The following is a 26,746-nucleotide window of genomic DNA, read 5'->3' on the forward strand; positions in this document are numbered from 1 at the left end:
AGAGCAGTCAACAAATAGTGATTGCTCTATTTATTCTCGACCTTACATTTGGTGTCGCACGTGAACAAAGATCTCGACTTAAACTTACTTAAAATACTTGTCTTACTGGATAAGCACCGTCAGCTCAAGCCCGTTGCGAAAGCGATGGGGAAGAGCGAAGCGTCAATTAGCAAATACCTTGCCCGATTGCGACTCCAGCTAAACGATGAATTGTTTATTCGGCATCCTCACCACATGGAACCGACGGACTATTTAAAACGTCAATTACCTAAAATTTCCGATGCACTCGAGAAGCTTGAAACTTGTCTAATTAGAGATGAGTTTGAACCGGAAAATTACGAAAAAGACATCACCATTTGTTTACCGCAAACCGCTCAATACTCATTTGGGCATTTACTTGCAATGGATTTAATGGCGCTGTTTCCCAAGGCGCACATTTCGATAGCAACGATTACAGAGTATACGATAGAAGAGATAATCCTAGGCAAAGTGGATGCGCAGTTACATTACTTCAACGAGGATGTTCCGAAATCTGTTTATCAGAAGTTCATCGGCTATGCGCCTGCTGTGGTAGTTGTCCCTGAAGAGCTGGGAATTACCACCCTGGAAGAAGCGGCCAAACTTCCCTTTATCATGTTAGAGATTATCGGTTGGAAAGAGAAAGAGCAGCTCGTTAAGCGTGCAATGGAAAGCCACGGTATGGTCATCAACCGTATTGCGGCTCTAGACAACGTAAGCAGCGTATTGAAGCTAATTAAGCAAAAAAGCGCCGCAACCGTATTACTTGAATATCAGGCGCCAATTGATGGATATAAATTTATAAGAGTGCCAGAGCATTTTTACCCAGATGGCTGGCCAAAAGTGGTTGTACAGGTGAAGCAAAGCTTAAGACATGATGCAATGCACCAGTTGTTAATCGGTGCTATTGCAAAATACATGAGCGCTTAGCGGCAAAACTCAATGTTTTCTGACTGAGGAATAGTATGCAGAAGTTCAATCAACGTGTCCGCATGGTACTTTTTCAGAATACGCGTTTTGTAGGTGCTGATTGTTTTAGCGCTGAGTGAAAGTTGTTCAGAAATCTTCTTATTTGAGTAGCCTTGTACAAGATAATGGAACACCATGGCTTCGCGATTTGAAAGTGTTACGTTACCCGACGATGGTGTGTGAGTCGACTTAAACATTGAGTAACCGCGTGAAACACTCACAATTGCGTCGATAATGGTCTCTCTTGTTTCATGCTTGCTTAAGAAGCCGTTTGCGCCCATTTCGTACGCTGCTTTAGAAAGACTCGAGTAGTCGCGTGAAGAAACAAATAACAGTCGGCCACGATATCCCGTCGCTAAAATGTTTTTGGCTAAACGCATACCATCGCGGTCGCCAAGCACTACGTCTAGAATAATCAAATCAATCTTTTGGCCTCGAACAAGATCCATCACTTCCGCACTGTCAGTGGTTTGAATCACTTCAGCTGCGTTGATTATAGATTCAACTAGAGAAGCAAGTGCTTCGCTATACAATGGTTGAGCGTCGATAATAAGAACATTATTCAAAGTTAACCTCACCTAATACATCAACTAGTGTGCTGTCAGGCGACAGCGCAATTGGATGAATAGGATTGTAGGAAAAACCTTGCTAAGAGGAAGGAAAATGACTCTTTCCAAAAGTGAAAATCAGTGTCTTGATTATGGGAATAACGATGTCAGGTATTGAAATACCTAGTGATAGGATGATTGCTTAAAACTTACGCTGACAGAAAACTAACAAACTGAAAGTGTTCTTTCAGTGTTCTATGCCTTCAGATTTTCTTGCGATGCCTCTAGCGCTTCGATTTAAACTCGTGTGTTCACAAGCGCAGTTTTATACCATGCCACTTGAAGAGAGCTTGTTCTACACCAGGCATGAGCACAGTAGCCAACTTTGTACTGATATCTGTTAGATAGGTTTGGCTATTGACGCTGAACATCACTTCAAATTATTTCTAAACTTTTCATTGACTCTGCCGCTAAAAGTGGAGGTGTTAATTCGCACTTTGGCCACTCATAATGTCGTGTTCAAAAATGAGACAATTTTACATGGTTTGGTATGGAAATGTGCGTTAGCCGTCCTTTTGATGGTTTACAAATTTTGTTGTAACGACTAAAAAGGACTTTTGGATTTTTAGCCAGAGAATGGCTTCTCATGGCGTTTGCATCAAACTTTTTCTGATGCGTATTTTTGGTTGGATAATTGGCTTTATGAGTAACGTAACCAGCACCATTTTGACAGAAAGTGGTACCAATGAGCTTGAAATCATCGAGTTTCATTTAGAAAAAACATTGCCAGATGGCAGCACAAAAACTTGTTATTACGGCATTAACGTTGCGAAAGTACGAGAAGTAATTCGCGTGCCAGAAACAACCGATTATCCAAACGCACAACCTCATATGATTGGTGTGTTCTCATCCAGAGATGTACTGACGCCTTTAGTGGACTTAGCTGGTTGGTTAGGTGTGCCAACACGACAAGATCTGGAGCGCAAGTTTGTAATCGTTACGGATTTCAACAAAATGACCAATGGCTTCTTAATTGACAGCATTTCTCGTATTCATCGTATCTCTTGGAATGATGTGGAATCACCAAGTCAGTTTTTGGAAGCGGGTGAACAAGATTGTGTAGTAGCCGTTGTCCGTAAAGAAGGCAACCTGATCATGATTCTCGACTTTGAAAAAATCATCGCAGACATCAACCCAGAATTGAGTATGGAAAAATACGATGTGAAAGGGGACAAGTCGGTGGATCTCAACCAGAGAATGGTCGGTAAGCGTAATGCTAAAACGATCATGGTGGTGGATGACTCAGCATTTATTCGCTCTTTGATCCAAGATACATTAGCGTCTTCAGGTTACAATGTGATCACATGTAAAGACGGTGGTGAGGCGCATGAGAAGTTGATGAGCTTGATCGAGGTCGCGAAAGAAGAAAATTTGCCAGTTAAAGAGCTATTAGATGCGGTGGTTACGGACGTAGAAATGCCTCGAATGGATGGTATGCACTTAGTGAAGAGACTACGCGATACCGAAGCGTTTCATGAAATGCCGATCATTATGTTCTCGTCATTGATGAGTGAGGATAACCGAGCGAAAGCACTATCTCTTGGCGCAAATGATACGATTACCAAGCCAGAGATTGGCCGCATGGTGAATATGATGGATAAATACGTGTTTAACTTTGCGTAAAAAACCGATCAGATGAAACAAATAAGGCTGCCGATTGGCAGCCTTATTTTTATTGAGGGCAGGGAAGAATCTCTAAGGTGTAACTCTCGTTTGGAGTCTGCGGCGGCCCATATAAAATTCCACATTGTGTAAGGCTAGCTCTTTTTTCGTCGGCTGCAGCAATGACCATTTCGCGAGTTGTTGAACCAGCCGGGTGATGAAATGTTTTCCAATCCGAGTCTTCTTCGTTCAGTCCTTGCACGAGTAACTTCATCGATTCGCTATCAGAATCAGGGTATCCATATAAAAAAACACAGCGCTTTGAACCACCAATATTACAGCCGTCAAATGGTAAATCTGCCATTAAAGCACTGTCTACGAAGTTTGAAACGTAAGGCTTGCTTTCCAATCCCGCAATCGCCATTTTCCCATAACCGACGCCTAATGCTGACGCAATAGCGCCTTTCATTCCTTCCAAACGAGCTTCACGTGCATCACTTTGAAGGTTTAAAAAGCGTGGCGCGACAGTGACAGCAAGAATACCGAGCACGACAATAACTACGACTAACTCTATTAGAGTAAATCCCGTTTGTTTTTTCATATTATTTTCACAGCAAGTTAAAGGTAGAAAAACACTGACCGTACACTTGTTTATTGTGTAAATAAGTACGGTAATGATAAATCGATCAGTAGTATAAGGAGGTGAGTTGTAAAGTGCTATACCGACGCCGCACTAATTGACTGAATCCATTAAATGCAATGGAGAATTCACGGGTCTAATTCTGCTAGATTTTAAGAGGTCATTAATTCCGCTGAAGAAATGCTGCGTGAACAGGCGAGCATGAATCCTCTTCGATGTAAGCAAACATGTACATCAGCGGAATGAAATACAAAATGCAAATGAGGGCGAACCGCACAAATGGATTGTCTTTTTATTCACTTTGATGAATGCTACGCGGAATTCATATCGCAGTATGCCTGAGGTATTCGTCATGTGAATGTGCTTTGGTTTTGTGTTTATTTTTCAAATATAAGAATAATCTAAATGGAATTCGATTCGATAAACTTCCTTGCAATAGGTTTGATATTTCTTGGCTCTTATGTCCAGACCGCAATCGGTTTTGGCTTGGCTATTGTTGCCGCACCTTTACTGATTCTTTGGGCGCCAGAATATGTTCCTGCGCCAATCTGTTTAGTCGCGTTATTTATTTCGTTGATGAATGCGATGAAGCACCGCAGTAGTGTTGAAATCGGCGGCTTAAAGATGGCGTTGATTGGGCGAGTGCCGGGATCAATTGCTGGTGGCTTGCTACTCTTTTTTGTATCTACACAAACTCTCACGCTTTGGATTGGTTTGTTGGTGCTGTTTGCAGTCTTGGTGAGTGTTTTACCGTTTCGGGTTGAGCCTACGCCTTCGCGTATGACATGTGCTGGTTTCTTTTCTGGGTTGTTTGGTACCAGTTCTGCGATTGGAGGCCCTCCGATGGCGTTATTGTTGCAGCATCAAGAAGCAAATCAGTTACGCGGCAACTTATCGGCTTTTTTTGTTTTCAGTTCGATTATTTCACTAATAGTACAAATCCCAGTGGGCTTCTTCACATTGCATCATTTGGTCATTACTATTCCTCTATTACCTGCTGCGGCGCTTGGTTACTGGCTAGCAATGAAAACTACCCAGTCGTTACCAAAAGAAAAGATTCGGTTTGGGGCACTTATGTTGTGTTTTGTGAGTGGCTTTACCGCCGTCGTACAAGCGTTGAGCCAATAATGCCATCTGCATCATAAAGCACTGCGGGATTGCATTCCTTTTTATGTATGGCGGACTTGTTTACTTACGCCAAATTGGTCGTTTAGATGGGCGATAGTTTTATGAATAACACTCGTTATGGCACTTTTATGGCAGCATTCTCCTTTGTGATCTGGGGATTGCTACCAATTTATTATCGTTATTTACCGAATGCTTCTATGGATGAGTTGCTAGCATGGCGAATCATTGGGTCTGTACCTGTCGGGTTTCTAATTGTACTTGGGATAACCCGTCGAGGGCTGAATTGGAAAGAAATCTGGCTTGATAAAAAATCCTTGTGGTACACGTTTGTGGCGAGCAGTTTGATGTGTATTTCTTGGAGTGCGTTCACTTGGGCTTTGACCCATCATCGGGTCATCGATGCCAGCTTAGGCTTCTTTATTGGACCATTAGTATCTGTTGCGCTGGGCGTATTTATTCTTGGGGATAGGCTCTCAAAAGGCAAACTTATTGCAATCGTGCTGGCAACAATTGGTGTTATGTATCAAGTGATTCACTATGGTCAGCTGCCCGTTATCGCACTAACGATGGGGTTGTTCTTTGCTTTGTATGGGCTGTACAAGAAGAAGATAAATTATGACTGGAGTACAACCTTGTTTGTTGAGGCGTTGTTACTGACTCCAGTTGCACTCGCCTATTTGCTCTATAAACAATGGGCAACTGGTGAACTGGCTTCGGGCACAGATACCACAACATTGCTTTTGTATTTTGGCAGTGCACCTATCACACTTTTACCACTCGTATTTTATTCTATCGCAATACGTATAACTAATTTATCAACCGTCGGTCTAATGCAATACATCGAGCCAAGCTTGCAGTTTGTGTTGGCAGTTATGTTTTTTGGCGAGTTGTTTGACGAAGTGAAAGCGGTGACCTTTGCATTTATTTGGGTAGGGCTGTTGTTCACAATTTTTGAAAGTATTATCAAAGGGCATCGGCGCAAAAAGCTGGTCAAACACCCCTTATAGTGGTTTCAATATTCTCACATATTAGCTTCTTTATTCTTATGCCCTCATTCGAGGGCATTTTTAATACCATAAAGCATTGGCTTTCGTTTTTTGCCCGAATAGAAATCATAACTTGAGATTATTTGACGCATTATCATAATGATACCGCTATAGTTATAGCCAAGTGACACGCTTATATAAGTGAAAACCAGATCAAGAAGGACGACATATGATCACAGCTCTGTATGCCAACATTCTCGCAATACTCATTATTTGGTTGGCTGTTCAAGTAATTAAGCAACGTCGCTTAAATCAAATTGCTTATGCCGATGGTGGGGTAGAGGCTCTACAAATTGCTCGTAGTGCCCAGAGTAATGCGACAGAATATATCCCCATCACCCTGATTTTAATGGCACTTTTAGAATTTAATAGTGCTTACCCAACATGGATACATCTCACCGGTATTATTTTTGTAATTGGTCGAGTTATTCATGCTAAAGGCATATTGAAAAAAGACTTGAAAAAGCGCATTAGAGGGATGCAGGTGACATTTCTGGTGATACTTTCATTGGTTGTGTTAAATATGATTTACCTGCCATACGATAAGTTATGGTAAGTCTGCGACGTTACATTCCACCACCTTGGGTACTCGTTCTGATTGGATTAGTACTGAATATTGGCGCGATCATCGTTACTAGCTTAGTCCTTGATAAGTTGGGTAAACAGCACTCGCAGCTCGCAGAGCAAACAGCAGAAAACTTGTATTCCATCCAACTCGCATGGAACAGTGTGGAAACCCTAGAAAGGAAAAGAGAAGCTTTACTGCTGCATGTGCACATAAGTCAGAGCGTAGCGATACCTTTAGAGCTAGAAGAGGTATTAGCAGGGCATTTATCTTCTTGGGTTCTCAACGAGTCGGATGAAATAAAAATTGATCAACTTCCTCAACTGATGTCAAAGATAAATCAGGCACAAGCTTCGTATAGAGACCGCATCGATAATTACTACATTGAGAATGTAGAGCTCAATGAGGTAATGGCAAAGCAGGATGAAAAGATCGCTTGGTACAAGAATATCGGACTCTTCTTGCAAGTATTCGGACTTGCGTTAATCCTTGCACGCGACTTAGCTAGGAAGCAATAAAAGCAAGAGCTAAAGATCAGGTTTATTGCGAAATGCCAATGGTAGTTTGCAAATTGCAATTTATTCGGTGAGCAAACAGTAGCTATTGGTTAAGTTTTAATGAAAGTGATTAAATAACAACCTGTTTTTATGCGCTTAAAAGTTGGCACGCCTCATGCTTTAGTATGAGTGACCCTTTCTAAGCCGAGGGTCACCTAGCCAACTGACGTTGTTAGTGAACCATCTTGTTCACAAATATATACAGCCAATCACGACTCCTTGTGGTTGGCTTTTTTTATGCAGTCTAGAACTGTGCTTTAATCCAGATCATGCGATGGTCGGAAGATACATCCTTACCATCACCATACTTACCGATACGTGCATCGTTAAATAGTTTACGGCCTTCTTCATAAGACGCTGACCAGTACACACCAGAGTCTATTACATTCAAATTTGCTGAAGGCAAGGCATAGTCTACCCCTAAGCCAAACGTTGAAGTGATGCGATTCGGATATGGGTGAGTTGAACTGCGGTCAACAGCGTGTTCAGCTGCACCAAAGCTTGTTGGGTAAAGCTCACCATTCATCACGGTTTGGTTAACCAATGGATCGTTGTGTAGCTCTTGCATTACAGAGCTAATACCGTCACCAGCCACTGGATCAAGGTTTTGATCACCCATCATTACGAATTTAGCGCCGTTCGTTAAGCCACCTGTTTTACCCGCATCGTCGTAAAAATAGTCTTTGCCTTGAATGTAATGATGCCAAAACTCCACTTCTGCTGCGTTTTGCGCTTTGTTTTTACCGGTGTCGAATACTGGTGGAGTAGGATGAGACATCAACAAGTGTACAACTTCTTCGCCGTTGCGAGTTGGAATGATGATTGGTGCGTCAACGTGGTTTTTCGAAGATAGACGCACTTGATCCCATTCTTCCGCTGAGTACCATTCATCACCACACTTCATGCCGTCTGGAATCTTTTGCGAGCCATCGCAGATAGTAATGGTTGGAATTTTCGCACCTTCCATATCTTTCCATTTAAATGCTTGGAATGTACGTGTGTTTGCTGTGTCAATTTTATACTTAGACATAAGGGCAAATGCATATTGACCATGGTACATGCCAAAGCCCCATGCATCACCTGGCATTTGACCTGCGGTTCCGTTGTTGTCGAGATCAAACTCACTCAACAACCCTGTATTAGTTGAATAAGATTCAGCATAAGGGTATTCAATAGGCTCAAGGTTTGCTTCACCGCCCGCGCCATCGATACTTTGCGCGACAGACAAGTAGTTCTTCTGGAATCCTTCAATGGCTGCTTTGTTTTCCCCTGTTCCGTCGTTGTTGTATTCCGCCATCATAAGAACATCAGGACGATTCTTTTGAATGATTGCTGCAACGTTACGAATTTGAATGACTTTTTCCGCAGTGGTTTTGTCTTCGGCTGCGATTGAACCGTCTAAATAAGAGGTGACCAACGCAGTTTGCTGCGTTGGTTCAATTTGCATTTCACCTACCAAAGTTTCGAAGGTAGCGCGGTCAAAAGAGAGGTTGTAAGTCGCTATTTTTACTTCTTTAGGCTGAACATTGACGTATTCAGTGTCGTCATTACATCCAGATAGTAGAGCGGCGCCAACAAGGACAGCGATAGAGGTTTTGATTGCTTTCATGGGTACGTCATACCTTATAATTAATTCGGCTGAATATTAAAGTCATCAGTCATTGTTTTAAGCGATATTAGTCACACAAACATTTTCATATTTACATGTTCAATTAGTTTTTGTGTGATTTGTGCAATAAATGCAACACTTTCAACACCAGAAGGTTATATGTAAATTGTTAAAAAACGGTGTCGTTATTGATGCGAAATAGAGAGTCCGCCACCGTTAAAAAGAAAAGCGTAGAATTTAAGCGTGCATGAGATGTTTGAGTTGTATGCTTATCGCCGTGTTTTATTTTTTATGTTCAAATTTCTGTATATAATAAGCAGTCAATCAGAAGTGAGGACGACCTCACCGCTCTATCTTTTCTCGGGGACGACCCCATCTCGTTGGGAAATGTGACATGGCTTGGGGAATTCTCTTCATTGCGGGCTTGTGTGAAATCGCATGGGCTGTCGGTCTTAAATATTCACAAGGGTTTACCAAATTCGGTGCTTCGGCATTCACTATTGTCTTTATGTTATTGAGCTTTTGGTTGCTTGGCATTGCGTTAAGAACCTTGCCTCTAGGCATTGCTTATGGCGTATGGGTAGGGATTGGCGCAATAGGCACGGCAGTCGTGAGTATTTATCTGTTCAATGAGCCAGCAACACTTATCAAAGCCTTAAGCTTGCTAATGATTGTCGCTGGTATCGCAGGGTTAAAAATATCAGCTTAACGTTAGGCTAAACACAAAACAGCCAGAGTCACTCTGGCTGTTTTTCTAAATGTCGTGTTTACGGTTCTGGGTAGGTATATCAAGCGTTGCGCTTAACAAAAGGTAATCGCAAGTGATGACCAAACGCATTAATTAATGCGCCTGTAACAATCAGACCGCCACCGACGTACGTCCAAATGATCGGAACCTCGCCAAAGAAAATGATGCCTAACAACACAGAAAATACGATCTGGATATACGAATAAGCGGAGGCTTTACCCGCTTGTTGAGTTTGCATCGCTTTGGTTAACCCCAATTGTCCAATTTGGGTAAAGACACCAACTAGAACCAACATGAAAGTCAGATATAGATCGGGCATTACAAAATCGTCGCCAATCAGTAAGAGTGAAGCGGGGAGAGCAACCAACGGGAAATAGAAAATGATCACTGAGCTGTCTTCTGTCTGACTCAGTTTTCTGACAATGACGTAGGCAATTGAGCTACCAAACGCGCCTAAGATCGCAATCATGACGCTAAACATTGGTAAAGCGCTATCTGAGCCTTGCCCAGTTTCTGGGCTTACCATGATATAGATGCCGAGTAAGCACAACGCAATACAAAGGAAAGTTGACGGCTGGATGCTCTCTTTCAAGAAAAATACGGCGAGTAGTGCAGTAAATACCGGATGAATATATTGGAATATCGTCGCTTCTGCCAAAGGTAAGGTGGTCACTGAATAATATACACACATCAGAGCCATCGTGCCCACAGCACCGCGTGCAAATAGTAATGGCTTATTATTGCCCCATAAAGAAATTCGTTTTCGCTTTACATCGAAATAACTAATGATAAGTGAAACGAGCGCTCTTGCTGCAACGATTTCAAAAACGGGGATACCGTAGTTGCCGACGTGCTTTACTGTAGCCGACATCAGAGCAAAGCCGAACGCGGAAAGCACCATAAAGCGCACACCGATGGGAATCATAGTGTTGAATGAATTGGACATTTTACTGCTCATTTGTTGCGACAGATCTCACTTTAGCATACTTAGTTAGCGATTAAATCCTCTAAACTCAAACACTTCTGTCGGCAAGATGAATAAACAGTAGAATACGTAGCAATTAATCTGCCTCTCTCAGCGTAACAATAAAAACTCGATATTTAAGGAGCTTACATGATCCCGATAAAAGCAACGCATGTTTCAGGCGTTGTCATTTCAAAAATTGATGGCATAGAAAAAATGTTGTTACTCAAACGCGTAAAAGGTGGCTATTGGTGCCATGTTGCAGGTGGTATCGAAGCGGGTGAAGCCGGGTGGCAAACCATTTTAAGAGAGTTAAAAGAAGAGACACTAATTGACCAAGTTGAGTTACATACAGCAGACTTTCTAGAGCAGTTCTACGAAGCAAAAAATAACCTTATCATGGTTATCCCATGTTTTGTGCTATTTTGTCCGCCTAACCAATCAGTTGTTCTTAACGAAGAGCATACAGAGTATCGCTGGTGTACGCTTGAAGAAGCTAAGCAGCTGGCTCCGTTTGCCAATCAGCATCACCTATATGAACATGTATGGAAACATTATGTAGATGTGGCATCACTAACGCCATTTACGCTGATCGATCAAAAGGGCTAAATGAACGGCAACGGCTTTGATTAGTTTTTATAGAGAGGTTTGTTCTCATAAAATGAAGCGTTAGGATTTGCGCTGAGCGTTCACAATAAAAAGGAATAACATCTATGGATGAAGTCACATGCCAAGAGACGTATCAAGGAAATCACTTACAGAAGCGTTTTTCCGTCTCGCAAAGGGTCTCAATTGAGCCCCTCAACACGAAACACGCGTCCGCTTTACTAGAAGTTGTGAACACTCACCGAGAGAGCCTTGAGGGCTATCTACCTTGGACGGATTCTGTCACGAATCATAGAGAGGCCGTTAACTACATTTCCCAGCGAGTGAACAGTAACGCGCTGGATTCCCACTGGTGTGCAATTTATTTTGATGAGCAGCTTACGGGTGTTATTGGCATTAAAGGTGTGGATTCACATACGCGTGTTACTGAAATTGGCTACTGGCTTGCCAACAATGGGCGAGGCCATCGTGTGATTGATCAAGTGCTCGCAGTATTGATCCCTTTTTTGAAGCAGAAAGGGCACGCACAATTCATTCAGTTCCATTGTATGGAAGATAACATCGCTAGCATCAATATTGCTGAGCGTGCAGGCGCCACATTAAAAGAATACGTTGATCATGAGTTCGATATGCTTGACCGCTCTCAACGACTAGGCATTTATGAACTACGTTTGATGTAGTATCCACCCCAGAGATATTTTAATCAGAGTTCGAACTCTAACTTCACGAGCGCTACAATAGTAACATTGTTGCGCTCGTGTTAACTTGGGGCGTCATTGGTAGAAACTAGGCTAGGAGAAGCATCATGAACGCAATCACAGAGGTTGAAGTAGATAACTTGTTACAGCAAAGCCTCGGACGCTTAAAAGCGGCATATGCAGCCGAGCCTTATCCTAGTTTGGATGAACGTAAACAGCGCCTCGTTTTGTTAAAAAAATCGCTGCTTGAGAACAAACAAGCTTTGGTTGAAGCGTTAAGTGACGATTTTGGCTATCGCTCAGAATTTGATACCGCCATGACCGACGTTTTGCCAACGGTCTCGCATATTAATTATACCCTCAAACGACTAAAAAAATGGTGCAAACCCAGCAAGCGCGAATCCGGCTTATTGCTCGCACCTTCTAAAGTCACCGTTCAGTATCAACCGTTAGGTGTCGTCGGGATCATTTCACCGTGGAACTTTCCTGTGATTTTGAGCCTTGCGCCTTTAGTGACAGCATTGGCTGCTGGCAACCGCGTGATGATGAAGCTCAGCGAATTTACGCCAAAAACCAATAAAGTCATCGTCGATATTTGCCGTGGGTTGTCTGAGTATGTCGAAGTTTTTGAGGGTGAAGCAGACGTCGCACAAGCATTCAGCCAACTGCCATTCGATCACCTTTTGTTCACGGGTTCTACGAGTGTTGGTCGCGCAGTGGCAAAAGCGGCAGCGGAAAACCTTACCCCGGTGACGTTAGAGTTGGGTGGAAAGTCCCCGGTGATCATTGCAAAAGATGCAGACATGAAGAAAGCCGTTGATGCTATCTTGTTTGGTAAATGCATTAATGCAGGCCAGATTTGTGTCGCGCCTGACTACGCATTTGTACCGCAAGAACGTGTCGAAGAGTTCATTTCGCTATTCTTAAAACGTTTTGAAAAGCTCTATTTAAAATCCAACAAGAATCAAAAGCTGACCCATATTGTCAACCAACGACAATATGATCGTTTGACTGCGCTACTTGAGGATGCAAAAGCGCAAGGTGCTAACCTTCACACTGTTGAAGCGTCGCCCCAAGAGGAACGACTTCTGTATCCTCATTTGGTCACGGATGTGTCGCCGAATATGCGAATCATGCAAGAGGAGATCTTCGGGCCATTTCTACCTGTTAAGCCCTACAATGCCGTTGATGAAGCGATTGACTACATTAATCAGCACCAAAGACCACTTGCGCTGTATGTTATGTCGGACGACAAATCGACCATCAAACATATTGTACGCAACACCCACAGTGGTGGCGTCGGCGTTAATGATACGGTTTTACATGTTGGCGCTGAAGATGCGCCTTTTGGTGGCGTTGGTGAATCGGGTATTGGGCATTATCACGGAGAGGAAGGATTCAGAACTTTTAGTCATGCGAAAACCATTCTTCACACACCGAAATGGTTGCCAAGAACGAGCGTATTAATGCGCCGTAGGGCTATGGCGATAAAAGCGATCCAAAAGATCTTTGTTCGATAATAATTATGATTTGATTGATAAAAAACCGCCCGAATAGGCGGTTTTTTGTTTCTATATGCTCTGAAACGCTGGGCACCAAAGTCCGAGAAACTTCCATCGCGTGCTACCAACAAAACAAAGAAAGGCTCTTGTTGAAAGAGCCTTGTTCAGGAAATGTCGAAATATCTTGGCAAGTTTAATGCAGAACTTCACTGCTGAATCTTAGATATCTACAGTCGTTCATCAGTTCTTTAAACGCCTTTCGGTCCAGCTTAATCAGAGTTTCATGATCGCCAGCTTCAAGGTAGACATGTTCCAAGTTTGCTAGTCTTTCATCGCAAACTGTCGACATGTGGTAAGGGCTACCAATCGGTGGAATAGCGCCGTGTTCACAATCGGTGAAGAGTCGGTAAACCATACGCTCTTTCACCAAGTGGAAGGTGGCATTAAATTCGTCGTTTAATCTCGACAAACTGATTTTGTTGTTGGCAGGTAAGACCGCCATCATATGACGCCCTTCATGATCCTCTAGAATCACACCTTTTGCGATATTCATTAAAGGCACACCTGCTGCAACACCACTTTGTAGCGAGCTATGACTGTGGCTGTGATTCACGGTTTGAAAGTGAATGTTATGCTCAGTCAAATATTCATCTAATCGGGTTGCAATAGTCATATAGCCTCCACGTGTATGAGACCCATAAAAAGTATAGGTTAGTCGGGCGACAATCGCGCATTTTACTCGGCGACACTGACGCTCTTTACGCTCCTGTTCTACGCTTATTGCAAGCCAGCGAGAAAGCATGGTTAACAATAATAAATAGGGGGCAACATGAGCAAGCCAATCATCGCTGATAACAAGCCGATCAAAGTAGAGTTGAAAGCTGGGCAAGAATATTACTTCTGCCGATGTGGGCGTTCTAAAAAACAACCTTACTGCGATGGGTCTCATTCGGGAACCGGCTTAAAGCCAATGAGCTTTAGTGCGGAAAAAGACGAAGATGCCTATCTCTGCCAATGTAAGCATACCGCCAATGCTCCTTTTTGTGATGGTACACACAAGCGATTTACCGCAGAGCAAGTCGGTAAAGAGGGACCGGAACAAAAGCGAGAGAAAAGAGACAAACCAACGGCGTCTGCTACTCAAGAAGAACCAACCCTCGAGTTTATCCACCAATTAGCGAGAGAAGGACTCTCTAAACTCGGTCATCATGGTCCGATGGCTGCAATGGGGGTTCCTAGGCATTTGCTACCACATTGGGATGCTATACAAATCATGGTGGCGCAAATGGCGACACAACCGTTGTTGGAAGACGTTCCTGTGTCTACCGAGTTGATTGTGGGACCAAACGCGCGTAAGCCGCTCAGACTCGCCATTCCTTTGTTGGTGTCGGACATGAGTTTTGGCGCGCTTTCGGAAGAAGCGAAAATTGCACTAGCAAAAGGTGCAGAGTTGGCAGGGACTGGGATTTGCTCTGGTGAGGGTGGCATGTTACCGGAAGAGCAAGCCGCCAATTCACGGTATTTCTATGAGCTTGCTAGCGCTCAATTTGGCTACGACGAATCTAAGCTTCTTAATGTTCAGGCGTTTCACTTTAAAGGTGGGCAAGGAGCAAAAACGGGCACGGGTGGTCATCTGCCTGCAAATAAAAATGTAGGTAAGATCTCTCAGGTGAGAGGCATCCCCGAAGGACAACCAGCGATATCACCACCAACGTTCAAAGATCTTCACACTACTCACGATTTCAGAAAGTTTGCTGACAGAGTTCGTGGCATCACAGGCGGTATTCCAATTGGATTTAAACTCAGTGCCAACCATATTGAGCAAGACATTCAGTTTGCGCTTGATGCTGGGGCTGATTACATCATCTTAGATGGTCGCGGTGGTGGCACGGGTGCGGCGCCAACTATGTTCCGTGATCATATTAGTGTGCCCATCATTCCTGCATTAGCTCGTGCACGTAAGTACTTAGATGAAAAAGGTGCAAGTGACCGCGTCACATTAATCATCACCGGTGGGTTGCGAGTTCCTACGGATTTTGTCAAAGCGTTGGCACTTGGAGCAGACGGAGTAGCGATAGCAAACAGTGCGATGCAATCGATCGGTTGTGTCGCGGCTCGCATCTGCAACACCAATAATTGCCCGGCAGGCATTGCGACACAAAATGCCGATTTGAGGCAGCGTCTCGACGTTGAAAAGTCATCCCAGCAACTGAAAAATTTCTTCGAATCCTCGGTCGAGCTCATGAAAGTCATGGCGAGGGCTTGTGGTCATCACGCTCTGAATGAATTTAGTCATCATGATTTAGCGACCTGGGATCACAACATGGCGAGGCTGTCTGGGATTAAGTATTCAGGTATGGACTTAAACTGATCTCTATCCATATTTTCTGCATATAGGTACATGTTTGATAACAATTATTTATTCGCTGAAATGTTTGAAATTTTGACTTGGCGTTAACTAAAAAAACAGTGTATGAACTACGCTGTTTGAGGTGGATATTCGATTTATTGAATAACAAAGAGTGGTTACCACAACCACGACACGAAGGAGCATTATATGAGCAAAGCAAACGGCGGTTCGGTAGGTAAATGTCCAGTTATGCATGGTGGGCAAACATCTACAGATAAGTCGGTGATGGATTGGTGGCCGAATGCCTTGAACTTAGACATCCTGCATCAACACGACTCCAAAACCAACCCATTTGGTCAGGACTTTAATTACAAAGAAGAACTGAAAAAGCTAGATGTCGAAGCACTTAAAAAAGATTTAAAAGATTTAATGACTGATAGCCAAGACTGGTGGCCTGCCGACTGGGGACACTACGGTGGTTTAATGATCCGAATGGCATGGCATGCAGCGGGCAGTTATCGTATTGCGGATGGTCGTGGCGGTGCTGCTACAGGCAACCAACGCTTTGCTCCTCTCAACTCTTGGCCAGATAACGCCAACCTCGATAAGGCTCGACGCCTTTTATGGCCAATCAAGAAAAAATATGGCAACAAACTAAGTTGGGCAGACCTGATTGTCCTTGCCGGTAACATGGCGTACGAATCCATGGGTTTTAAGACCTTTGGCTTTGCGTTTGGACGAGAGGACATATGGCACCCAGAAAAAGACACTTACTGGGGGTCTGAGCAAGAATGGTTAGCCACAAGTGACGCTGATAACAGCCGCTACTCTGGTGAGCGAGATTTAGAAAACCCGCTTGCTGCGGTAATGATGGGTCTTATCTATGTGAACCCTGAAGGGGTAGACGGTAACCCAGATCCTCTCAAAACAGCACATGACATGCGAGTGACCTTTGCGCGAATGGCAATGAACGATGAAGAAACCGTCGCGCTCACAGCTGGTGGTCACACGGTGGGTAAGTGTCATGGTAATGGTGATGCCGCAAACCTTGGCCCAGAGCCCGAAGCAGCAGACGTTCATGAGCAAGGTCTTGGCTGGATTAACCACAAAACACGTGGCATTGGCCGTGACGCGGTAACGAGTGGCATTGAAGGTGCTTGGACAACACACCCTACACAATGGGACTACGGATACTTCCACCTACTATTTAAGTATGACTGGGAACTGAAAAAGAGCCCAGCAGGTGCATGGCAATGGGAGCCAATCGACATTGAAGAACAAGACAAGCCTGTCGATGTTGAAGACGGTTCTAAGCGCTACAATCCAATCATGACCGACGCCGATATGGCGCTCAAAATGGACCCTGAATATCGTAAGATTGCAGAAAAGTTCCAAAATGACCCTGCGTACTTTGATGACGTTTTTGCTCGTGCCTGGTTTAAGTTGACACACCGCGATCTAGGACCAAAATCATGTTATTTCGGCCCTGATGTGCCAAGCGAAGATCTTATTTGGCAAGACCCAACGCCCGCAGGTAAGACAGACTACGATGTCGATTTAGTGAAAACAAAAATTGAAGCAAGTGGCCTATCCATTAGTGAGTTAGTAAGTACGGCGTGGGATAGTGCGCGTACCTACCGTGGCTCTGACCGCCGAGGCGGTGCAAATGGCGCGAGAATTCGCTTGGCTCCACAAAAAGATTGGCAAGGGAACGAACCTGAACGTCTAAGCCGTGTTCTTGCGGTGTTAGAAAAAATAGCAGCAGAAGAGGGCTGTAGTGTTGCAGACGCTATCGTGCTTGCTGGGAACGTAGGTATTGAACTGGCTGCGCGTGCCGCAGGTCATGATGTATGTGTGCCATTCGCGCCAGGCCGAGGTGATGCCACCCAAGAGATGACGGATGTTGAATCATTCGAAGTTCTTGAGCCTGTCGCTGACGGTTTCCGAAATTGGTTGAAGAAAGACTACGCGGTTAAGCCAGAAGAGCTTTTATTAGATCGTGCTCAGCTTATGGGGCTAACGGCGCCAGAAATGACGGTACTTATCGGTGGTATGCGCGTTCTAGGCAGTAACTACGGCGGTGGAAAAGAGGGCGTATTTACTGAGCGAGTCGGCACTTTGTCGAATGATTTCTTCGTGAACCTTACTGACATGGCATATACGTGGAAACCAGTGAGTGCTAATCAATATGAAATCCGTGATCGTAAAACCGACGCTGTGAAGTGGACGGCTACTCGAGTGGATCTTGTCTTTGGTTCAAACTCGATCCTGCGTTCGTATGCGGAAGTGTATGCGCAAGATGATAATCAGGAAAAATTCATCCATGACTTCATCGCCGCATGGACGAAAGTCATGAACGCGGATCGTTTTGACTTGCAATAAGTGAAACGATGCCCGTCGGTAGATGGGTTGATGAATAAGTAAGAGAGGCGGGCGAAAAGCTCGCCTTTTTCTTTACCTATCTTTTTACTTTGATTGTTACTTTGATTGAAAGTTAAGCTCATTTGAACCATAATAACTGGACCATATGAACCATAGGAGCTTGATATGGCAACTGCAGCATTAAAAAGCTTCAAACCGAAACAACCTCATAAAGCCAATTTCTGGTTTATGTTGGGTATTGAAGACGCTGAAACAGGTCGCACTGATGCGGTTCACAAAGGCTTTGAGCCAAAGGTGTATCGCAATATTGTTGAGCGTGTGAAGCTTTCTCAGAGTGAGTTTCAAAACGTCACATTGATACCTGTTAGCACGATCAAGCGTCGTCTAAAAAACGATGAGCGCTTCAATACGCAAGAAAGTGATGCAATCTATCGATTAGCGATGTTATTGAAACTCGCGACAGAACTGTTTGACGACGAAGAGCGCGCGTTAAAATGGATGAGAGAGAATGTGTATGGCTTAGGTGGAAAACGTCCACTTGATATGGTCTCGACCACGGTGGATTTTGAAATCGTAAAAGATTTGATCGGCCGTTTAGAGCACGGGGTATTCTCGTAATATGAAGCTCTATCGTCTCACACAAAAGAAATTTGCTGACACGCCATTCAGCCCCGTTGGCGCAAAGTTATTTGGAGGGCGATGGAACTCAAAAGGAACCGAAGCCCTCTACTTCTCTGAATCGGAATCCCTTTGCTCGTTGGAAGTGTTTGTGCACGTAAACAACGATCCTGCTATCACCAAACTTTACGATTTATATCGTATTGAAATGCCAGAATACCTCATCGCCACCTTAGATGAAGAAGATCTCCCTGTGACGTGGCGAGCAATACCGGCGAGCGAGTCTACGCAGTACATTGGTGATCAGTTTCTCAATGATCCTCATCCAGAGTTTGCCGCGCTGCAAGTGCCTTCAACGATTTCACCTCGTGATAAAAACTACGTGGTTAATCCAAATCATCCCAAAATAAAAGAGATCATCAAGAAAGCCGAAAAGCTCGATTTCGCGTTTGATCCGCGCATTTTCAAATAGACGTGCTGGTTTTGTCTTGCTTTAAAGCATTCAGCGCTTACCTGAGATAAGCGCTGAAGCATAAAAGTTTATTTCCTTGGTTATTGTCGGTCGTAAGTGAACTGTTGCGCTTCATTTGTAGTGTTGAGGTAATGCCCAAGCACCAACTCAGCACCTTTGTAAGATAAATGGCTGTCATCCGTATACATCGCATTGTTTGTACCAACTTTCATTCGACATACGCCACTTCTGCAAATGGCATCGGTCAAGTCGACAAACTCAACGTGCTCAAATTGCTCAAAGTAGTTCACTAACTTCGCCACGTTTCGAGGGTGATGTTGTTTGGGAGAAAAGTCGCAGGCAGACTCTTCTGTCTCGCCAAACAAACGCGCTTTCCAAAGGCATTCTCCTACCGCAAACGGTGCAGAAGGGGTTGGACCAAAAACGACCACTTCCTTTCCTTTCAGTTCATTCAATAATTTGGTTAATGATGCTTCATAATCGGCTTGTGAAAGCTCTTTATTGAAATTAGAAGAGATAACAACGCGACGAATGGAAGGGGTACTTAGAATGGTATCGACAGCCTCATTAAAGAACTGTCGGCAAGGAACTGAGCCAGCGCCTTTGATGGTGTCGACATAACCGACCGCACAGGAATCTTGAGTAAGTTGTACCACGCCAGTTGGTGTTACTTCGGATAGACGCTTCACGTAAACCATGCTGTGACTATTGCCTAACACAGCGATGGCGGGCTGCGGCGCAGACGAGCACACATCGTTAACGTTGGTGTTGCCGTTGCAATCTAAACCATAACCGTTGTTAACGCGCATGGCCTCGAAAAATACGCTTCTTTCTGGAAAACCACCGTTTTGATGACCGATAACGCCGAACGTTAGCAAGGGCAACGTCAACAACACAATAACCGCGGACACAGTGCGCATGCTCATGGCTTTTCGGCTACGGAACGGCTTTTCAATAAAGCGCCAAGTGAAGTAAGACAGTACAAAAAGAGCGATAACGTAAAGCGGGATATTGACGTCTTGTGTTGCGTCCAACACGTAGCGGTAAAAGACAAATAATGGAATGTGCCACAAGTATAAGCTGTAGCTGATTAAGCCGACGAACACGACCCACTTTAGGCTCAGTAATCTACCGCAGACATTGTCTTTAGAGGCAAACAAAATCACCAACGCGCTACCGATGACCGGCACCAGCAGCGTAATGCCCGCGCCATCTTGCGATTTTTCAAACAAAAGCGCGGAAGCCAATATCAAAACGATGCCAATGGTTGCTAGAGTATCGTTAGATTGAACTTGGACTTTTCTCATCACTAATGCGAGTAATGAACCGGTTGCCAGTTCCCAAGCACGAGAGAAGATCATGTAAAAAGCGAAATCAGGATCGTTGCTCGCGTAGACAATAGTCATCAAACTCAGCGCAAATACCGTGATAAAAAAAGTCAGGTAAAACGCGTTTTTGCCACGAGCGAGTAGCATGAGTAGCAAAGGAATGACAATGTAGTATTGTTCTTCAACGCCCAAGCTCCAAGTGTGAAACAGCGGGTTGGCTTGATCTTCTAAACCGAAGTAATTGTGGCCTTTTAAATACAGAAGAATGTTGGATGCGGAAAGAATGGAAGACACTGCAAATTGACCAACGTCTTTGTGTGCTTGCGGCAAAAATAGCCACCAAGACATCAAATAGCTGACGGCGATCACCACTAGTAAGAGGGGGAGTATGCGACGAATGCGTCGCTCATAAAAATCACCAAGGCTGAACTTCTGGTTTTCTAAGTCGTTAATCACGATGATAGTGATCAAATAGCCGCTGATCACAAAGAACACGTCGACGCCAATAAAGCCACCAGCGAATTGCTCAACTCCTGCATGAAACAAAATCACCAACGTGACAGCAATCGCCCTTAATCCGTCTACTTCTGCTCTGTAAGTCATATCGTGTTGCTCCAACATTCCGTTTAATGAAGTAGAGCAAAATATGAACCAGAAATAATGTTTATTTAAATCAGTGCCTTAAAGTGATTGTCAAAATGAAAATGCTAGGTGGGTTAACGAATTCCCAAATTGAATTTCAATATGGAAAACCCATAAAGAATGATCTTAAGAAGCGCTAAATCAAAGAACGTAAAGCGCGAGGCACTTAGACTCCATTGAAAATGATTACGCTAAAGAAACGATGACAGAGAATACGATTCAGGAAAAAATTGCCAGCTTTACTTGTATCGAAGAGGCTTTGAATTACTTCGACATCGAGTTTGATAGCCGATTTATCGAAAACAATCGAACCGAGTTGGTTAAGAGGTTTCACGGCTACTTAATCCTCACTAAACCGGATGATTGGTTTTCAGGTCGTCGTGCTTTAAAGAATGCTTACTGTAAAGTACAACGCAGTTTGCTCAGTAAAAAGACGCGCTCTGCGTGTCGAGGTTGTACATCTTGTCAAAGACGTTAATTCTGATGGCTTGCCTAAAAAGAACCCTGCATCTTGGCGTTACAGGGGGAAGAGCAAGGTTCTTTTGGTTTCGCTATTGGTTTGTCGCGAGTTGCGAATCAGCTTTACGTAGATGAATTAACCCGCGTGGTACGCAGGGTAGTCCACTAAGCCTTTTTCACCGCCGCCGAACAATGTGGCAGGGTCATGTTCTGCCAGTGGATAGCCATGCTTGATGCGGCTTGGTAAGTCGGGGTTTGCAACAAACGGACGGCCAAAGCCAATCATGTCAGCTAAACCACTTTCGATCGCGTGTTGCGCCTTTTCATCGTTGTAACGACCGGCATAAATCAGTGTACCTTTGTACGCCTCACGAACTGCGGTTTTAAAGTTGTGCGGAGTGTCTGGCGCGTCGTCCCAATCCACTTCTGCAATGTGAATGTAAACCACATTGAGTTTATCAAGCAGCGCTGCAGCGGCGGTGTAGGTTTCGACTGGCGTACTATCAACGGTGCCATTTAACGAAGTGAATGGTGCAAGACGAACACCAACGCGCTCAGCGCCAATAGCTTGCGTCATCGCTTCTATCACTTCACCAAGAAAACGCAGACGGTTTTCAATAGAGCCACCGTATTCATCGGTGCGGTTATTCGCTTCAGAATCGATAAACTGGTTAACCAAGTAGCCATTCGCTGCATGAAGCTCGATACCATCGAATCCGGCTTCCATCGCGTTTAGTGCGGCTTGGCGGTACTCTTCAATAACGTTCTTGATGTCTTGTTTGGTCATTTCACGTGGCACAACCACGTCGACAAAACCCGGTTCGTCTGTGCCGTTATCGACAAATACTTTCACGTTTTCTGCTTTTAGCGCAGAAGAAGAAATAGGTTGCTCACCGCCAATGTTATCAGGGTGAGTCACACGACCAACGTGCCATAATTGCGCGAAGATAACGCCGCCTTTCTCGTGCACTGCAGCAGTTACTTTTTTCCAGCCAGCAATTTGCTCTGGGCTGTAAATGCCTGGTGTCCATGCATAGCCTTGACCCATTGGCGAAATTTGTGTGCCTTCAGCAACGATTAGGCCCGCTTCAGCACGTTGAGCATAGTAGGTCGCCATCATGTCGTTAGCGATATTACCTGGTTGAGAAGCACGAGAGCGCGTCATCGGAGGCATAACGATACGGTTTTTTAATGAGAGAGAGCCAAGTTGAATGGGTTGAAATAATGCGTCTGTCATAGGAAACCTCGTTATTTTTGAGTTTGGATGAGTTCGATTTGGTAACCATCGGGATCTTTAATGAACGCGATGTGAGTTTCTCCGCCTTTCATTGGACCTGGCTCGCGAGTAACGTTGCCACCAAGCGCTTTAATTTTTTCGCAAGCGGCGTAAATATCTTCAGACCCCAGTGCCATGTGTCCGAATGCGTTACCCAAGTCGTAACTGTCGGTATCCCAGTTATAAGTTAGCTCGATGGTCGCGCCATCTGGTTGATCAGGGTTACCAACAAACACCAGTGAGTAACGGTATTCTTGGTTTTCAAAACGATCCAAAACACTCATTCCCAGAACTTTTGTATAAAATTCGATAGATTTGTCTAGGTCAGCTACACGGATCATCGTGTGGAGAAACTTCATAAGTCGCCTTTTCATAACGTTGCGTAATCACTATGCAAACCATATCGTCACTCTAAATAAACTGGAAATTATCGTTAATTATTAAAATGATTATTTAGTGTTATGAAAAGCGAGGTTGCTGGCCCTGCAACATGCAAACAAAGATTACTCGCCGTTTCTTTTTAATTATTGGCATATGCTAATTACTCTTTTGAGAAACCGAGTAACTATCATGTCCACAAACAGCTACTGTCATTACACTCACGAGTCTCATCATCAATGTGCGGTTTGTTCTTCAATTAATGTGAATCCGAACTCTTTGGCCGTGAACTACCAATACCTAGCCGATGGCTCTGTTGTCGGAGAGTTTCACGTTTTACCGCGTCATCAAGGTTACACAGACCTGTTGCATGGTGGTATTGCCAGTTCGCTTCTCGATGGTGCAATGACGCATTGTTTGTTATCTAGAGACATTCAAGCCCTTACGGCGCAGTTGGATGTGCGCTACCATGCACCTATTCAGTTAGATGATCGAGTCACGATTACTGCACACTGTGAAGGTGAACGACGCGGTATATATCAACTGGTGGCTCAATTGCGGGTCGAAAGCGAAGTTAGAGTGACGGCTAAAGGGAAGTTTATTCGTCCTAAAAAGGCATAAATAAAAACGTGTTCTACGGAGAGGCAATGAAGAAATTTGATGAGCTGTATGCAATTGCGACGAGAAAATCTCAATATGACCAAACCAATACTTGGTTTAAAGGCGTAGAGACTTATCTGGAGGCCATTGGCAAAGAAGTTGATGAAGTCCGCGAAGAGATTCGCGAGGATCGCCTTTGTCATTTGGAAGACGAGTTAGGCGATGTGTTGTGGAACTACCTTAACGTATTAAAAGCGCTGGAAAGAGAAAAGGGTATAGATCCTGAGAAAGTACTCGAAAGAGCCTGCACTAAATACGAGCAGCGTGTATCTGCGATTGAATCGGGACGCAGTTGGGATGAGATAAAACAGCAGCAGAAACAAGCCTTGAACGCGGAACATGAAGCCGCGCAGTTAGAAGATGTAAAGAGCCAATAACTGCGCTTGGTATTGAAAGGATAGGTTAATAGGGAATACCTAGTCAGCCCTTGGAGCTGTTGACCAACAGTAGGTCACAAGGTGGTTGATCAAGTAACGTGTCTACAGTGCTGCCAGACCAAAATTGAGATGACATGCTTCGTTTACATGCCCCCATAATCAAAATCGCTGCTTGTGATTGCTTAACTGCTTTTGGTAACGCCGTTTCAGGGTTTCCTTCTGGCAGCAGTAGTGGTACTCGAGTTAACCTTTGCGCACTAATAAAATCTGTAATGCCTGCTTTTTGGTTGCTTAATATCTCTGCACGATAGCGAGAGAGGTATGGCGCGACGTATCGGCAGTAAACGAGCGTCATTTTCCCGCTTAAGGTTTGTTCTAATTTTGAGCCTCGCGAGACGATGGCTTTATCTACTATCGACTTTTCATCCCCTCGATGAAGTGGGTCGATTGCACAAAGCATGTTGGCGTGAGAAGGCCATGAACGCTCACTCAGTAGCAACAAGTCGCAATCTTGTTGTGCTAGTTCTGTGAGCATCGTTTGAATCTCGTGTTTGTTAAAGTGTCCCACGAGCAGTAAGTCAGTGTGGTCAACAAGTCGTTTCGCAACTTGCTCAACCCAATGACTCCCTTTGAAATGCTCGTAAGAGAGCGTTGGCGTTTCAAGCTCTTCTTCTTCACAAAGTTCGACAATTAATGCGTTGAACTTTAAGGTCCAAGCTTCAAACTCAGCTTGTCTTTTTTCTATATGGTCAGAGTTGAAACTGAGAAAATGAGCGAATGCGTGATCTTCACTTCGGCGATGGTCTTCCACTAAAACCACAATAGGCTGAGCCAACGCTGTCGAAAATTGAATCACTTTACGAAGCACCTTACGACTTGGTAAGGCGGCCTGCTGAGTCAGAAAAAATACAGGTGCCATTGATTACTCCATTATCAAACAAGGCGAATGAGCCTGACACACATTCAAGTCTATACCATGAACTGATGCAGAGGCGTTTTGTTTCTGCGAGCGAAATATAAATTCCGCAATTAAGTCAACTATCGCCTAGAATTTTAACATCAAGAATTCATGCCTTCGGATAGCACATATCGTCAATGCGGCGAATGTGGTAGTGAAAGCTATAGGTAAAAGTAATGATAGATTCCAACCAATTGCAAATTAACCGCAAAGTGCCACATTTGCTTGCTGAGATCATTAAAGCGATAGAATCGACCGAAGACTTGAGCTTTTTGAAAGACTATCAAGAAGCACAGATTGCGAACATTTTGGAATCGGTCAACATTGCTTACCGTAAGCGTGTCATAGAAGCAGTGCCGCCAGAGAAGTACTGGACGGTATTAAATTTGCTGCGATACGACACCGCCAAGCACATTCATCAATCACTCAACAAAGAGCTGCAACATGAACGCTTAGCGTACATCACGGATTCGGAACTGATCATCTTTGCAGACTTTCTACCGACCGAATTTGTAGATGAATACCTTATTGATCAAAGTGAAGAGTCTGTCGCGCATATCCAACAAGCATTGTCGTATGAAGACAACAAAGTTGGACGTTATGCCGAGCCTCACTTTCTGGTCGCAAACCCTAAAAACAGCGTAGGAGGCATCAAAACCGAGCTGCTAAAACGTGGGCAAAGTCCAGTGCGGTTGATTATTGTGCGTGATGCAAGTGGTGTGATTGGTACGATAGAGCCGCAAACCCTGTTGCTGCACGAAAATCATATCAAACTTACCGACTTGACCGTAGTTACGCCAATTCTAGAAGATATTCAAACGATTCAAAGCGTCAGCAAACAAGTCTCGATTGATGGTGGAGCACATTGGTTTCCTATCATGGCTGGTGGCAAAATTATGGGCGTCTTGTCGATGGCGACCATCGCGATTACCTTGCGTGAACTCAGCCTACAAGCTGTAGTGGCAGAAAACGTACGAAGCGAAGAAGATTTGTTTACACCATTAAGCGTGGCGACAAGGCTAAGAGCACTTTGGTTGGTGATTAACTTGCTGACCGCTTTCGTAGCCTCCGCCATCATTGGGCTTTTTGATAATGTGGTCGAGCAAGTCGTTGCGCTTGCGATCTTAATGCCTGTCGTGGCGAGCATGGGCGGCATCGCGGGTAGCCAAACCTTAGCGGTGGCCATTCGAGGTATCGCACTAAACCACTTGCACCAAAGTAACTTGAAGCTATTGGTGAATAAGGAATTAAAAATCGCCACCATTAATGGTTTAATTATGGGATTGGTGATCGCGGGTGTCGTTTACATGGTGTTTGACTCTTTGCCATTGGCGCTTATTATTTGCTGTGCCATTTTCCTCAATAGTTTGGCGGCCGCGGCATCGGGTACGTTGATACCATTCACGTTGAAGAAGTTTAACATTGACCCCGCCGTGGCTGGCTCGGTAGTATTGACGACCGTTACCGATGTCGTCGGTTTCTTTGCGTTCTTAGGCTTAGGTGCCATTTTCTTGATATAGATATCCAATTGACGCGTTAACTAGCAGAACCAATCGCACCATTTCCCAACCCAGTATTTTGGGCGA

27 protein-coding genes are annotated in these 26,746 nt (G+C 44.2%); 18 read left to right on the forward strand and 9 right to left on the reverse strand.

Going from position 1 to position 26,746, the window contains the following annotated elements; translation table 11 throughout:
• The first annotated feature begins 60 nt into the window (after positions 1-60).
• Positions 61-948 (forward strand): LysR family transcriptional regulator, encoded by an 888-nt coding sequence (locus R7F67_RS04815; protein ID WP_017635345.1) that lies wholly within the window; start codon positions 61-63, stop codon positions 946-948.
• On the opposite strand, the gene R7F67_RS04820 is transcribed toward R7F67_RS04815, so the two are convergent.
• A complete protein-coding gene (locus R7F67_RS04820; RefSeq protein ID WP_017635344.1) occupies positions 945-1,553 on the reverse strand; it encodes a response regulator transcription factor in 609 nt (202 codons plus the stop codon). The two genes, R7F67_RS04815 and R7F67_RS04820, sit on opposite strands and share 4 nt — an antisense overlap.
• Positions 1,554-2,237: 684 nt before the next feature.
• On the opposite strand from R7F67_RS04820, the gene R7F67_RS04825 reads away from it, so the two are divergent.
• Complete coding sequence (locus R7F67_RS04825; protein ID WP_025998672.1) at positions 2,238-3,218, forward strand: chemotaxis protein; 981 nt, start codon at positions 2,238-2,240, stop codon at positions 3,216-3,218.
• A gap of 49 nt (positions 3,219-3,267) precedes the next feature.
• Here the strand turns inward: R7F67_RS04825 and R7F67_RS04830 are convergent, their stop codons facing one another.
• Positions 3,268-3,798 (reverse strand): prepilin-type N-terminal cleavage/methylation domain-containing protein, encoded by a 531-nt coding sequence (locus R7F67_RS04830; protein WP_318057058.1) that lies wholly within the window; start codon positions 3,796-3,798, stop codon positions 3,268-3,270.
• Between the two features lie 444 nt (positions 3,799-4,242).
• Between R7F67_RS04830 and R7F67_RS04835 the strand changes: the two genes are divergently transcribed.
• From R7F67_RS04835 to R7F67_RS04850, 4 genes are all read left to right on the forward strand, one after another.
• Positions 4,243-4,965, forward strand: coding sequence for a sulfite exporter TauE/SafE family protein (locus tag R7F67_RS04835; protein WP_005390054.1), 723 nt, complete (start codon positions 4,243-4,245; stop codon positions 4,963-4,965).
• A gap of 101 nt (positions 4,966-5,066) precedes the next feature.
• Positions 5,067-5,972: an EamA family transporter RarD gene (gene rarD, locus R7F67_RS04840; RefSeq protein ID WP_031778926.1), complete on the forward strand. Its 906-nt coding sequence runs from the start codon at positions 5,067-5,069 to the stop codon at positions 5,970-5,972.
• A 208-nt stretch (positions 5,973-6,180) separates the two neighbouring features.
• Positions 6,181-6,567 carry an MAPEG family protein gene (locus R7F67_RS04845; protein WP_005376510.1) on the forward strand — a complete coding sequence of 129 codons (387 nt, stop codon included), beginning with the start codon at positions 6,181-6,183 and terminating at the stop codon, positions 6,565-6,567.
• Positions 6,561-7,094, forward strand: coding sequence for a hypothetical protein (locus tag R7F67_RS04850; RefSeq protein ID WP_033906497.1), 534 nt, complete (start codon positions 6,561-6,563; stop codon positions 7,092-7,094). Before R7F67_RS04845 ends, R7F67_RS04850 begins: the two co-directional genes overlap by 7 nt.
• Positions 7,095-7,377: 283 nt before the next feature.
• Here R7F67_RS04850 and R7F67_RS04855 read toward each other — a convergent pair whose 3' ends face one another.
• On the reverse strand, positions 7,378-8,742 hold the full coding sequence (locus R7F67_RS04855) for an endonuclease/exonuclease/phosphatase family protein (RefSeq protein WP_213872461.1): 1,365 nt from the start codon (positions 8,740-8,742) through the stop codon (positions 7,378-7,380).
• A gap of 394 nt (positions 8,743-9,136) precedes the next feature.
• On the opposite strand from R7F67_RS04855, the gene R7F67_RS04860 reads away from it, so the two are divergent.
• Positions 9,137-9,451: a DMT family transporter gene (locus R7F67_RS04860; RefSeq protein WP_005376506.1), complete on the forward strand. Its 315-nt coding sequence runs from the start codon at positions 9,137-9,139 to the stop codon at positions 9,449-9,451.
• Positions 9,452-9,530: 79 nt separating this feature from the next.
• Here R7F67_RS04860 and R7F67_RS04865 read toward each other — a convergent pair whose 3' ends face one another.
• Entirely contained in the window at positions 9,531-10,436 is a 906-nt protein-coding gene (locus tag R7F67_RS04865) for a DMT family transporter (RefSeq protein WP_318057059.1), read from the reverse strand.
• Between the two features lie 168 nt (positions 10,437-10,604).
• On the opposite strand from R7F67_RS04865, the gene R7F67_RS04870 reads away from it, so the two are divergent.
• The 3 genes from R7F67_RS04870 to R7F67_RS04880 all read left to right on the forward strand — a co-directional run bounded on the left by R7F67_RS04870 (position 10,605) and on the right by R7F67_RS04880 (position 13,278).
• Positions 10,605-11,063: an NUDIX hydrolase gene (locus tag R7F67_RS04870; protein ID WP_191115916.1), complete on the forward strand. Its 459-nt coding sequence runs from the start codon at positions 10,605-10,607 to the stop codon at positions 11,061-11,063.
• A 104-nt stretch (positions 11,064-11,167) separates the two neighbouring features.
• On the forward strand, positions 11,168-11,740 hold the full coding sequence (locus R7F67_RS04875) for a GNAT family N-acetyltransferase (RefSeq protein ID WP_047101443.1): 573 nt from the start codon (positions 11,168-11,170) through the stop codon (positions 11,738-11,740).
• 125 nt (positions 11,741-11,865) lie between these two features.
• Positions 11,866-13,278, forward strand: a complete 1,413-nt coding sequence (locus R7F67_RS04880; RefSeq protein ID WP_132937213.1) for a coniferyl aldehyde dehydrogenase — start codon at positions 11,866-11,868, stop codon at positions 13,276-13,278.
• A gap of 175 nt (positions 13,279-13,453) precedes the next feature.
• Here the strand turns inward: R7F67_RS04880 and R7F67_RS04885 are convergent, their stop codons facing one another.
• Positions 13,454-13,933, reverse strand: coding sequence for an aminoacyl-tRNA deacylase (locus R7F67_RS04885; RefSeq protein WP_005376501.1), 480 nt, complete (start codon positions 13,931-13,933; stop codon positions 13,454-13,456).
• A 156-nt stretch (positions 13,934-14,089) separates the two neighbouring features.
• On the opposite strand from R7F67_RS04885, the gene R7F67_RS04890 reads away from it, so the two are divergent.
• The 4 genes from R7F67_RS04890 (at position 14,090) to R7F67_RS04905 (ending at position 19,082) form a co-directional block, all read left to right on the forward strand.
• The gene (locus R7F67_RS04890; protein WP_318057060.1) at positions 14,090-15,631 is read left to right on the forward strand and encodes a glutamate synthase-related protein; all 1,542 of its coding nucleotides are present in this window, start codon (positions 14,090-14,092) and stop codon (positions 15,629-15,631) included.
• A gap of 186 nt (positions 15,632-15,817) precedes the next feature.
• Positions 15,818-17,992: a catalase/peroxidase HPI gene (gene katG / locus R7F67_RS04895; RefSeq protein ID WP_213891369.1), complete on the forward strand. Its 2,175-nt coding sequence runs from the start codon at positions 15,818-15,820 to the stop codon at positions 17,990-17,992.
• Positions 17,993-18,157: 165 nt separating this feature from the next.
• Positions 18,158-18,610 carry an antitoxin Xre/MbcA/ParS toxin-binding domain-containing protein gene (locus R7F67_RS04900; RefSeq protein WP_017820987.1) on the forward strand — a complete coding sequence of 151 codons (453 nt, stop codon included), beginning with the start codon at positions 18,158-18,160 and terminating at the stop codon, positions 18,608-18,610.
• Position 18,611: 1 nt separating this feature from the next.
• Entirely contained in the window at positions 18,612-19,082 is a 471-nt protein-coding gene (locus tag R7F67_RS04905) for an RES family NAD+ phosphorylase (protein ID WP_064369281.1), read from the forward strand.
• An 80-nt stretch (positions 19,083-19,162) separates the two neighbouring features.
• Here R7F67_RS04905 and R7F67_RS04910 read toward each other — a convergent pair whose 3' ends face one another.
• On the reverse strand, positions 19,163-21,013 hold the full coding sequence (locus R7F67_RS04910) for an acyltransferase family protein (protein WP_176311534.1): 1,851 nt from the start codon (positions 21,011-21,013) through the stop codon (positions 19,163-19,165).
• Between the two features lie 241 nt (positions 21,014-21,254).
• Between R7F67_RS04910 and R7F67_RS04915 the strand changes: the two genes are divergently transcribed.
• Positions 21,255-21,530, forward strand: a complete 276-nt coding sequence (locus R7F67_RS04915; protein WP_033906505.1) for a nitrogenase-stabilizing/protective protein NifW — start codon at positions 21,255-21,257, stop codon at positions 21,528-21,530.
• A gap of 117 nt (positions 21,531-21,647) precedes the next feature.
• Here R7F67_RS04915 and R7F67_RS04920 read toward each other — a convergent pair whose 3' ends face one another.
• Positions 21,648-22,748: an alkene reductase gene (locus tag R7F67_RS04920; protein ID WP_136977151.1), complete on the reverse strand. Its 1,101-nt coding sequence runs from the start codon at positions 22,746-22,748 to the stop codon at positions 21,648-21,650.
• 11 nt (positions 22,749-22,759) lie between these two features.
• On the reverse strand, positions 22,760-23,146 hold the full coding sequence (gloA, locus tag R7F67_RS04925) for a lactoylglutathione lyase (RefSeq protein ID WP_005376490.1): 387 nt from the start codon (positions 23,144-23,146) through the stop codon (positions 22,760-22,762).
• A 211-nt stretch (positions 23,147-23,357) separates the two neighbouring features.
• Between gloA and R7F67_RS04930 the strand changes: the two genes are divergently transcribed.
• A complete protein-coding gene (locus R7F67_RS04930) occupies positions 23,358-23,786 on the forward strand; it encodes a PaaI family thioesterase (protein WP_031781242.1) in 429 nt (142 codons plus the stop codon).
• Between the two features lie 26 nt (positions 23,787-23,812).
• The gene (locus tag R7F67_RS04935; RefSeq protein ID WP_047101463.1) at positions 23,813-24,202 is read left to right on the forward strand and encodes a MazG nucleotide pyrophosphohydrolase domain-containing protein; all 390 of its coding nucleotides are present in this window, start codon (positions 23,813-23,815) and stop codon (positions 24,200-24,202) included.
• Positions 24,203-24,245: 43 nt separating this feature from the next.
• Here the strand turns inward: R7F67_RS04935 and R7F67_RS04940 are convergent, their stop codons facing one another.
• Complete coding sequence (locus R7F67_RS04940; RefSeq protein ID WP_047101465.1) at positions 24,246-25,121, reverse strand: universal stress protein; 876 nt, start codon at positions 25,119-25,121, stop codon at positions 24,246-24,248.
• Positions 25,122-25,336: 215 nt separating this feature from the next.
• Here R7F67_RS04940 and R7F67_RS04945 point away from each other — a divergent pair, with 215 nt between their 5' ends.
• A complete protein-coding gene (locus tag R7F67_RS04945) occupies positions 25,337-26,680 on the forward strand; it encodes a magnesium transporter (RefSeq protein ID WP_132937217.1) in 1,344 nt (447 codons plus the stop codon).
• The last annotated feature ends 66 nt before the right edge of the window (positions 26,681-26,746 follow it).

It is taken from the genome of Vibrio sp. YT-17 (genome assembly GCF_033337375.1).
Classification (GTDB): Bacteria; Pseudomonadota; Gammaproteobacteria; order Enterobacterales; family Vibrionaceae; genus Vibrio; species Vibrio alginolyticus.

Excerpts from the sequence above, each read along its gene's own strand:
- R7F67_RS04850 (WP_033906497.1), top strand. The coding sequence starts at position 6,561 with ATGGTAAGTCTGCGACGTTACATTCCACCACCTTGGGTACTCGTTCTG.
- R7F67_RS04900 (WP_017820987.1), top strand. The coding sequence starts at position 18,158 with ATGGCAACTGCAGCATTAAAAAGCTTCAAACCGAAACAACCTCATAAA.
- R7F67_RS04910 (WP_176311534.1), bottom strand. The coding sequence starts at position 21,013 with ATGACTTACAGAGCAGAAGTAGACGGATTAAGGGCGATTGCTGTCACG.
- R7F67_RS04830 (WP_318057058.1), bottom strand. The coding sequence starts at position 3,798 with ATGAAAAAACAAACGGGATTTACTCTAATAGAGTTAGTCGTAGTTATT.
- gloA (WP_005376490.1), bottom strand. The coding sequence starts at position 23,146 with ATGAAGTTTCTCCACACGATGATCCGTGTAGCTGACCTAGACAAATCT.
- R7F67_RS04885 (WP_005376501.1), bottom strand. The coding sequence starts at position 13,933 with ATGACTATTGCAACCCGATTAGATGAATATTTGACTGAGCATAACATT.
- R7F67_RS04905 (WP_064369281.1), top strand. The coding sequence starts at position 18,612 with ATGAAGCTCTATCGTCTCACACAAAAGAAATTTGCTGACACGCCATTC.
- R7F67_RS04870 (WP_191115916.1), top strand. The coding sequence starts at position 10,605 with ATGATCCCGATAAAAGCAACGCATGTTTCAGGCGTTGTCATTTCAAAA.
- R7F67_RS04835 (WP_005390054.1), top strand. The coding sequence starts at position 4,243 with ATGGAATTCGATTCGATAAACTTCCTTGCAATAGGTTTGATATTTCTT.
- R7F67_RS04915 (WP_033906505.1), top strand. The coding sequence starts at position 21,255 with ATGACAGAGAATACGATTCAGGAAAAAATTGCCAGCTTTACTTGTATC.
- katG (WP_213891369.1), top strand. The coding sequence starts at position 15,818 with ATGAGCAAAGCAAACGGCGGTTCGGTAGGTAAATGTCCAGTTATGCAT.
- R7F67_RS04930 (WP_031781242.1), top strand. The coding sequence starts at position 23,358 with ATGTCCACAAACAGCTACTGTCATTACACTCACGAGTCTCATCATCAA.
- R7F67_RS04880 (WP_132937213.1), top strand. The coding sequence starts at position 11,866 with ATGAACGCAATCACAGAGGTTGAAGTAGATAACTTGTTACAGCAAAGC.
- rarD (WP_031778926.1), top strand. The coding sequence starts at position 5,067 with ATGAATAACACTCGTTATGGCACTTTTATGGCAGCATTCTCCTTTGTG.
- R7F67_RS04860 (WP_005376506.1), top strand. The coding sequence starts at position 9,137 with ATGGCTTGGGGAATTCTCTTCATTGCGGGCTTGTGTGAAATCGCATGG.
- R7F67_RS04845 (WP_005376510.1), top strand. The coding sequence starts at position 6,181 with ATGATCACAGCTCTGTATGCCAACATTCTCGCAATACTCATTATTTGG.
- R7F67_RS04945 (WP_132937217.1), top strand. The coding sequence starts at position 25,337 with ATGATAGATTCCAACCAATTGCAAATTAACCGCAAAGTGCCACATTTG.
- R7F67_RS04940 (WP_047101465.1), bottom strand. The coding sequence starts at position 25,121 with ATGGCACCTGTATTTTTTCTGACTCAGCAGGCCGCCTTACCAAGTCGT.
- R7F67_RS04935 (WP_047101463.1), top strand. The coding sequence starts at position 23,813 with ATGAAGAAATTTGATGAGCTGTATGCAATTGCGACGAGAAAATCTCAA.
- R7F67_RS04920 (WP_136977151.1), bottom strand. The coding sequence starts at position 22,748 with ATGACAGACGCATTATTTCAACCCATTCAACTTGGCTCTCTCTCATTA.
- R7F67_RS04865 (WP_318057059.1), bottom strand. The coding sequence starts at position 10,436 with ATGTCCAATTCATTCAACACTATGATTCCCATCGGTGTGCGCTTTATG.
- R7F67_RS04825 (WP_025998672.1), top strand. The coding sequence starts at position 2,238 with ATGAGTAACGTAACCAGCACCATTTTGACAGAAAGTGGTACCAATGAG.
- R7F67_RS04890 (WP_318057060.1), top strand. The coding sequence starts at position 14,090 with ATGAGCAAGCCAATCATCGCTGATAACAAGCCGATCAAAGTAGAGTTG.
- R7F67_RS04875 (WP_047101443.1), top strand. The coding sequence starts at position 11,168 with ATGGATGAAGTCACATGCCAAGAGACGTATCAAGGAAATCACTTACAG.
- R7F67_RS04855 (WP_213872461.1), bottom strand. The coding sequence starts at position 8,742 with ATGAAAGCAATCAAAACCTCTATCGCTGTCCTTGTTGGCGCCGCTCTA.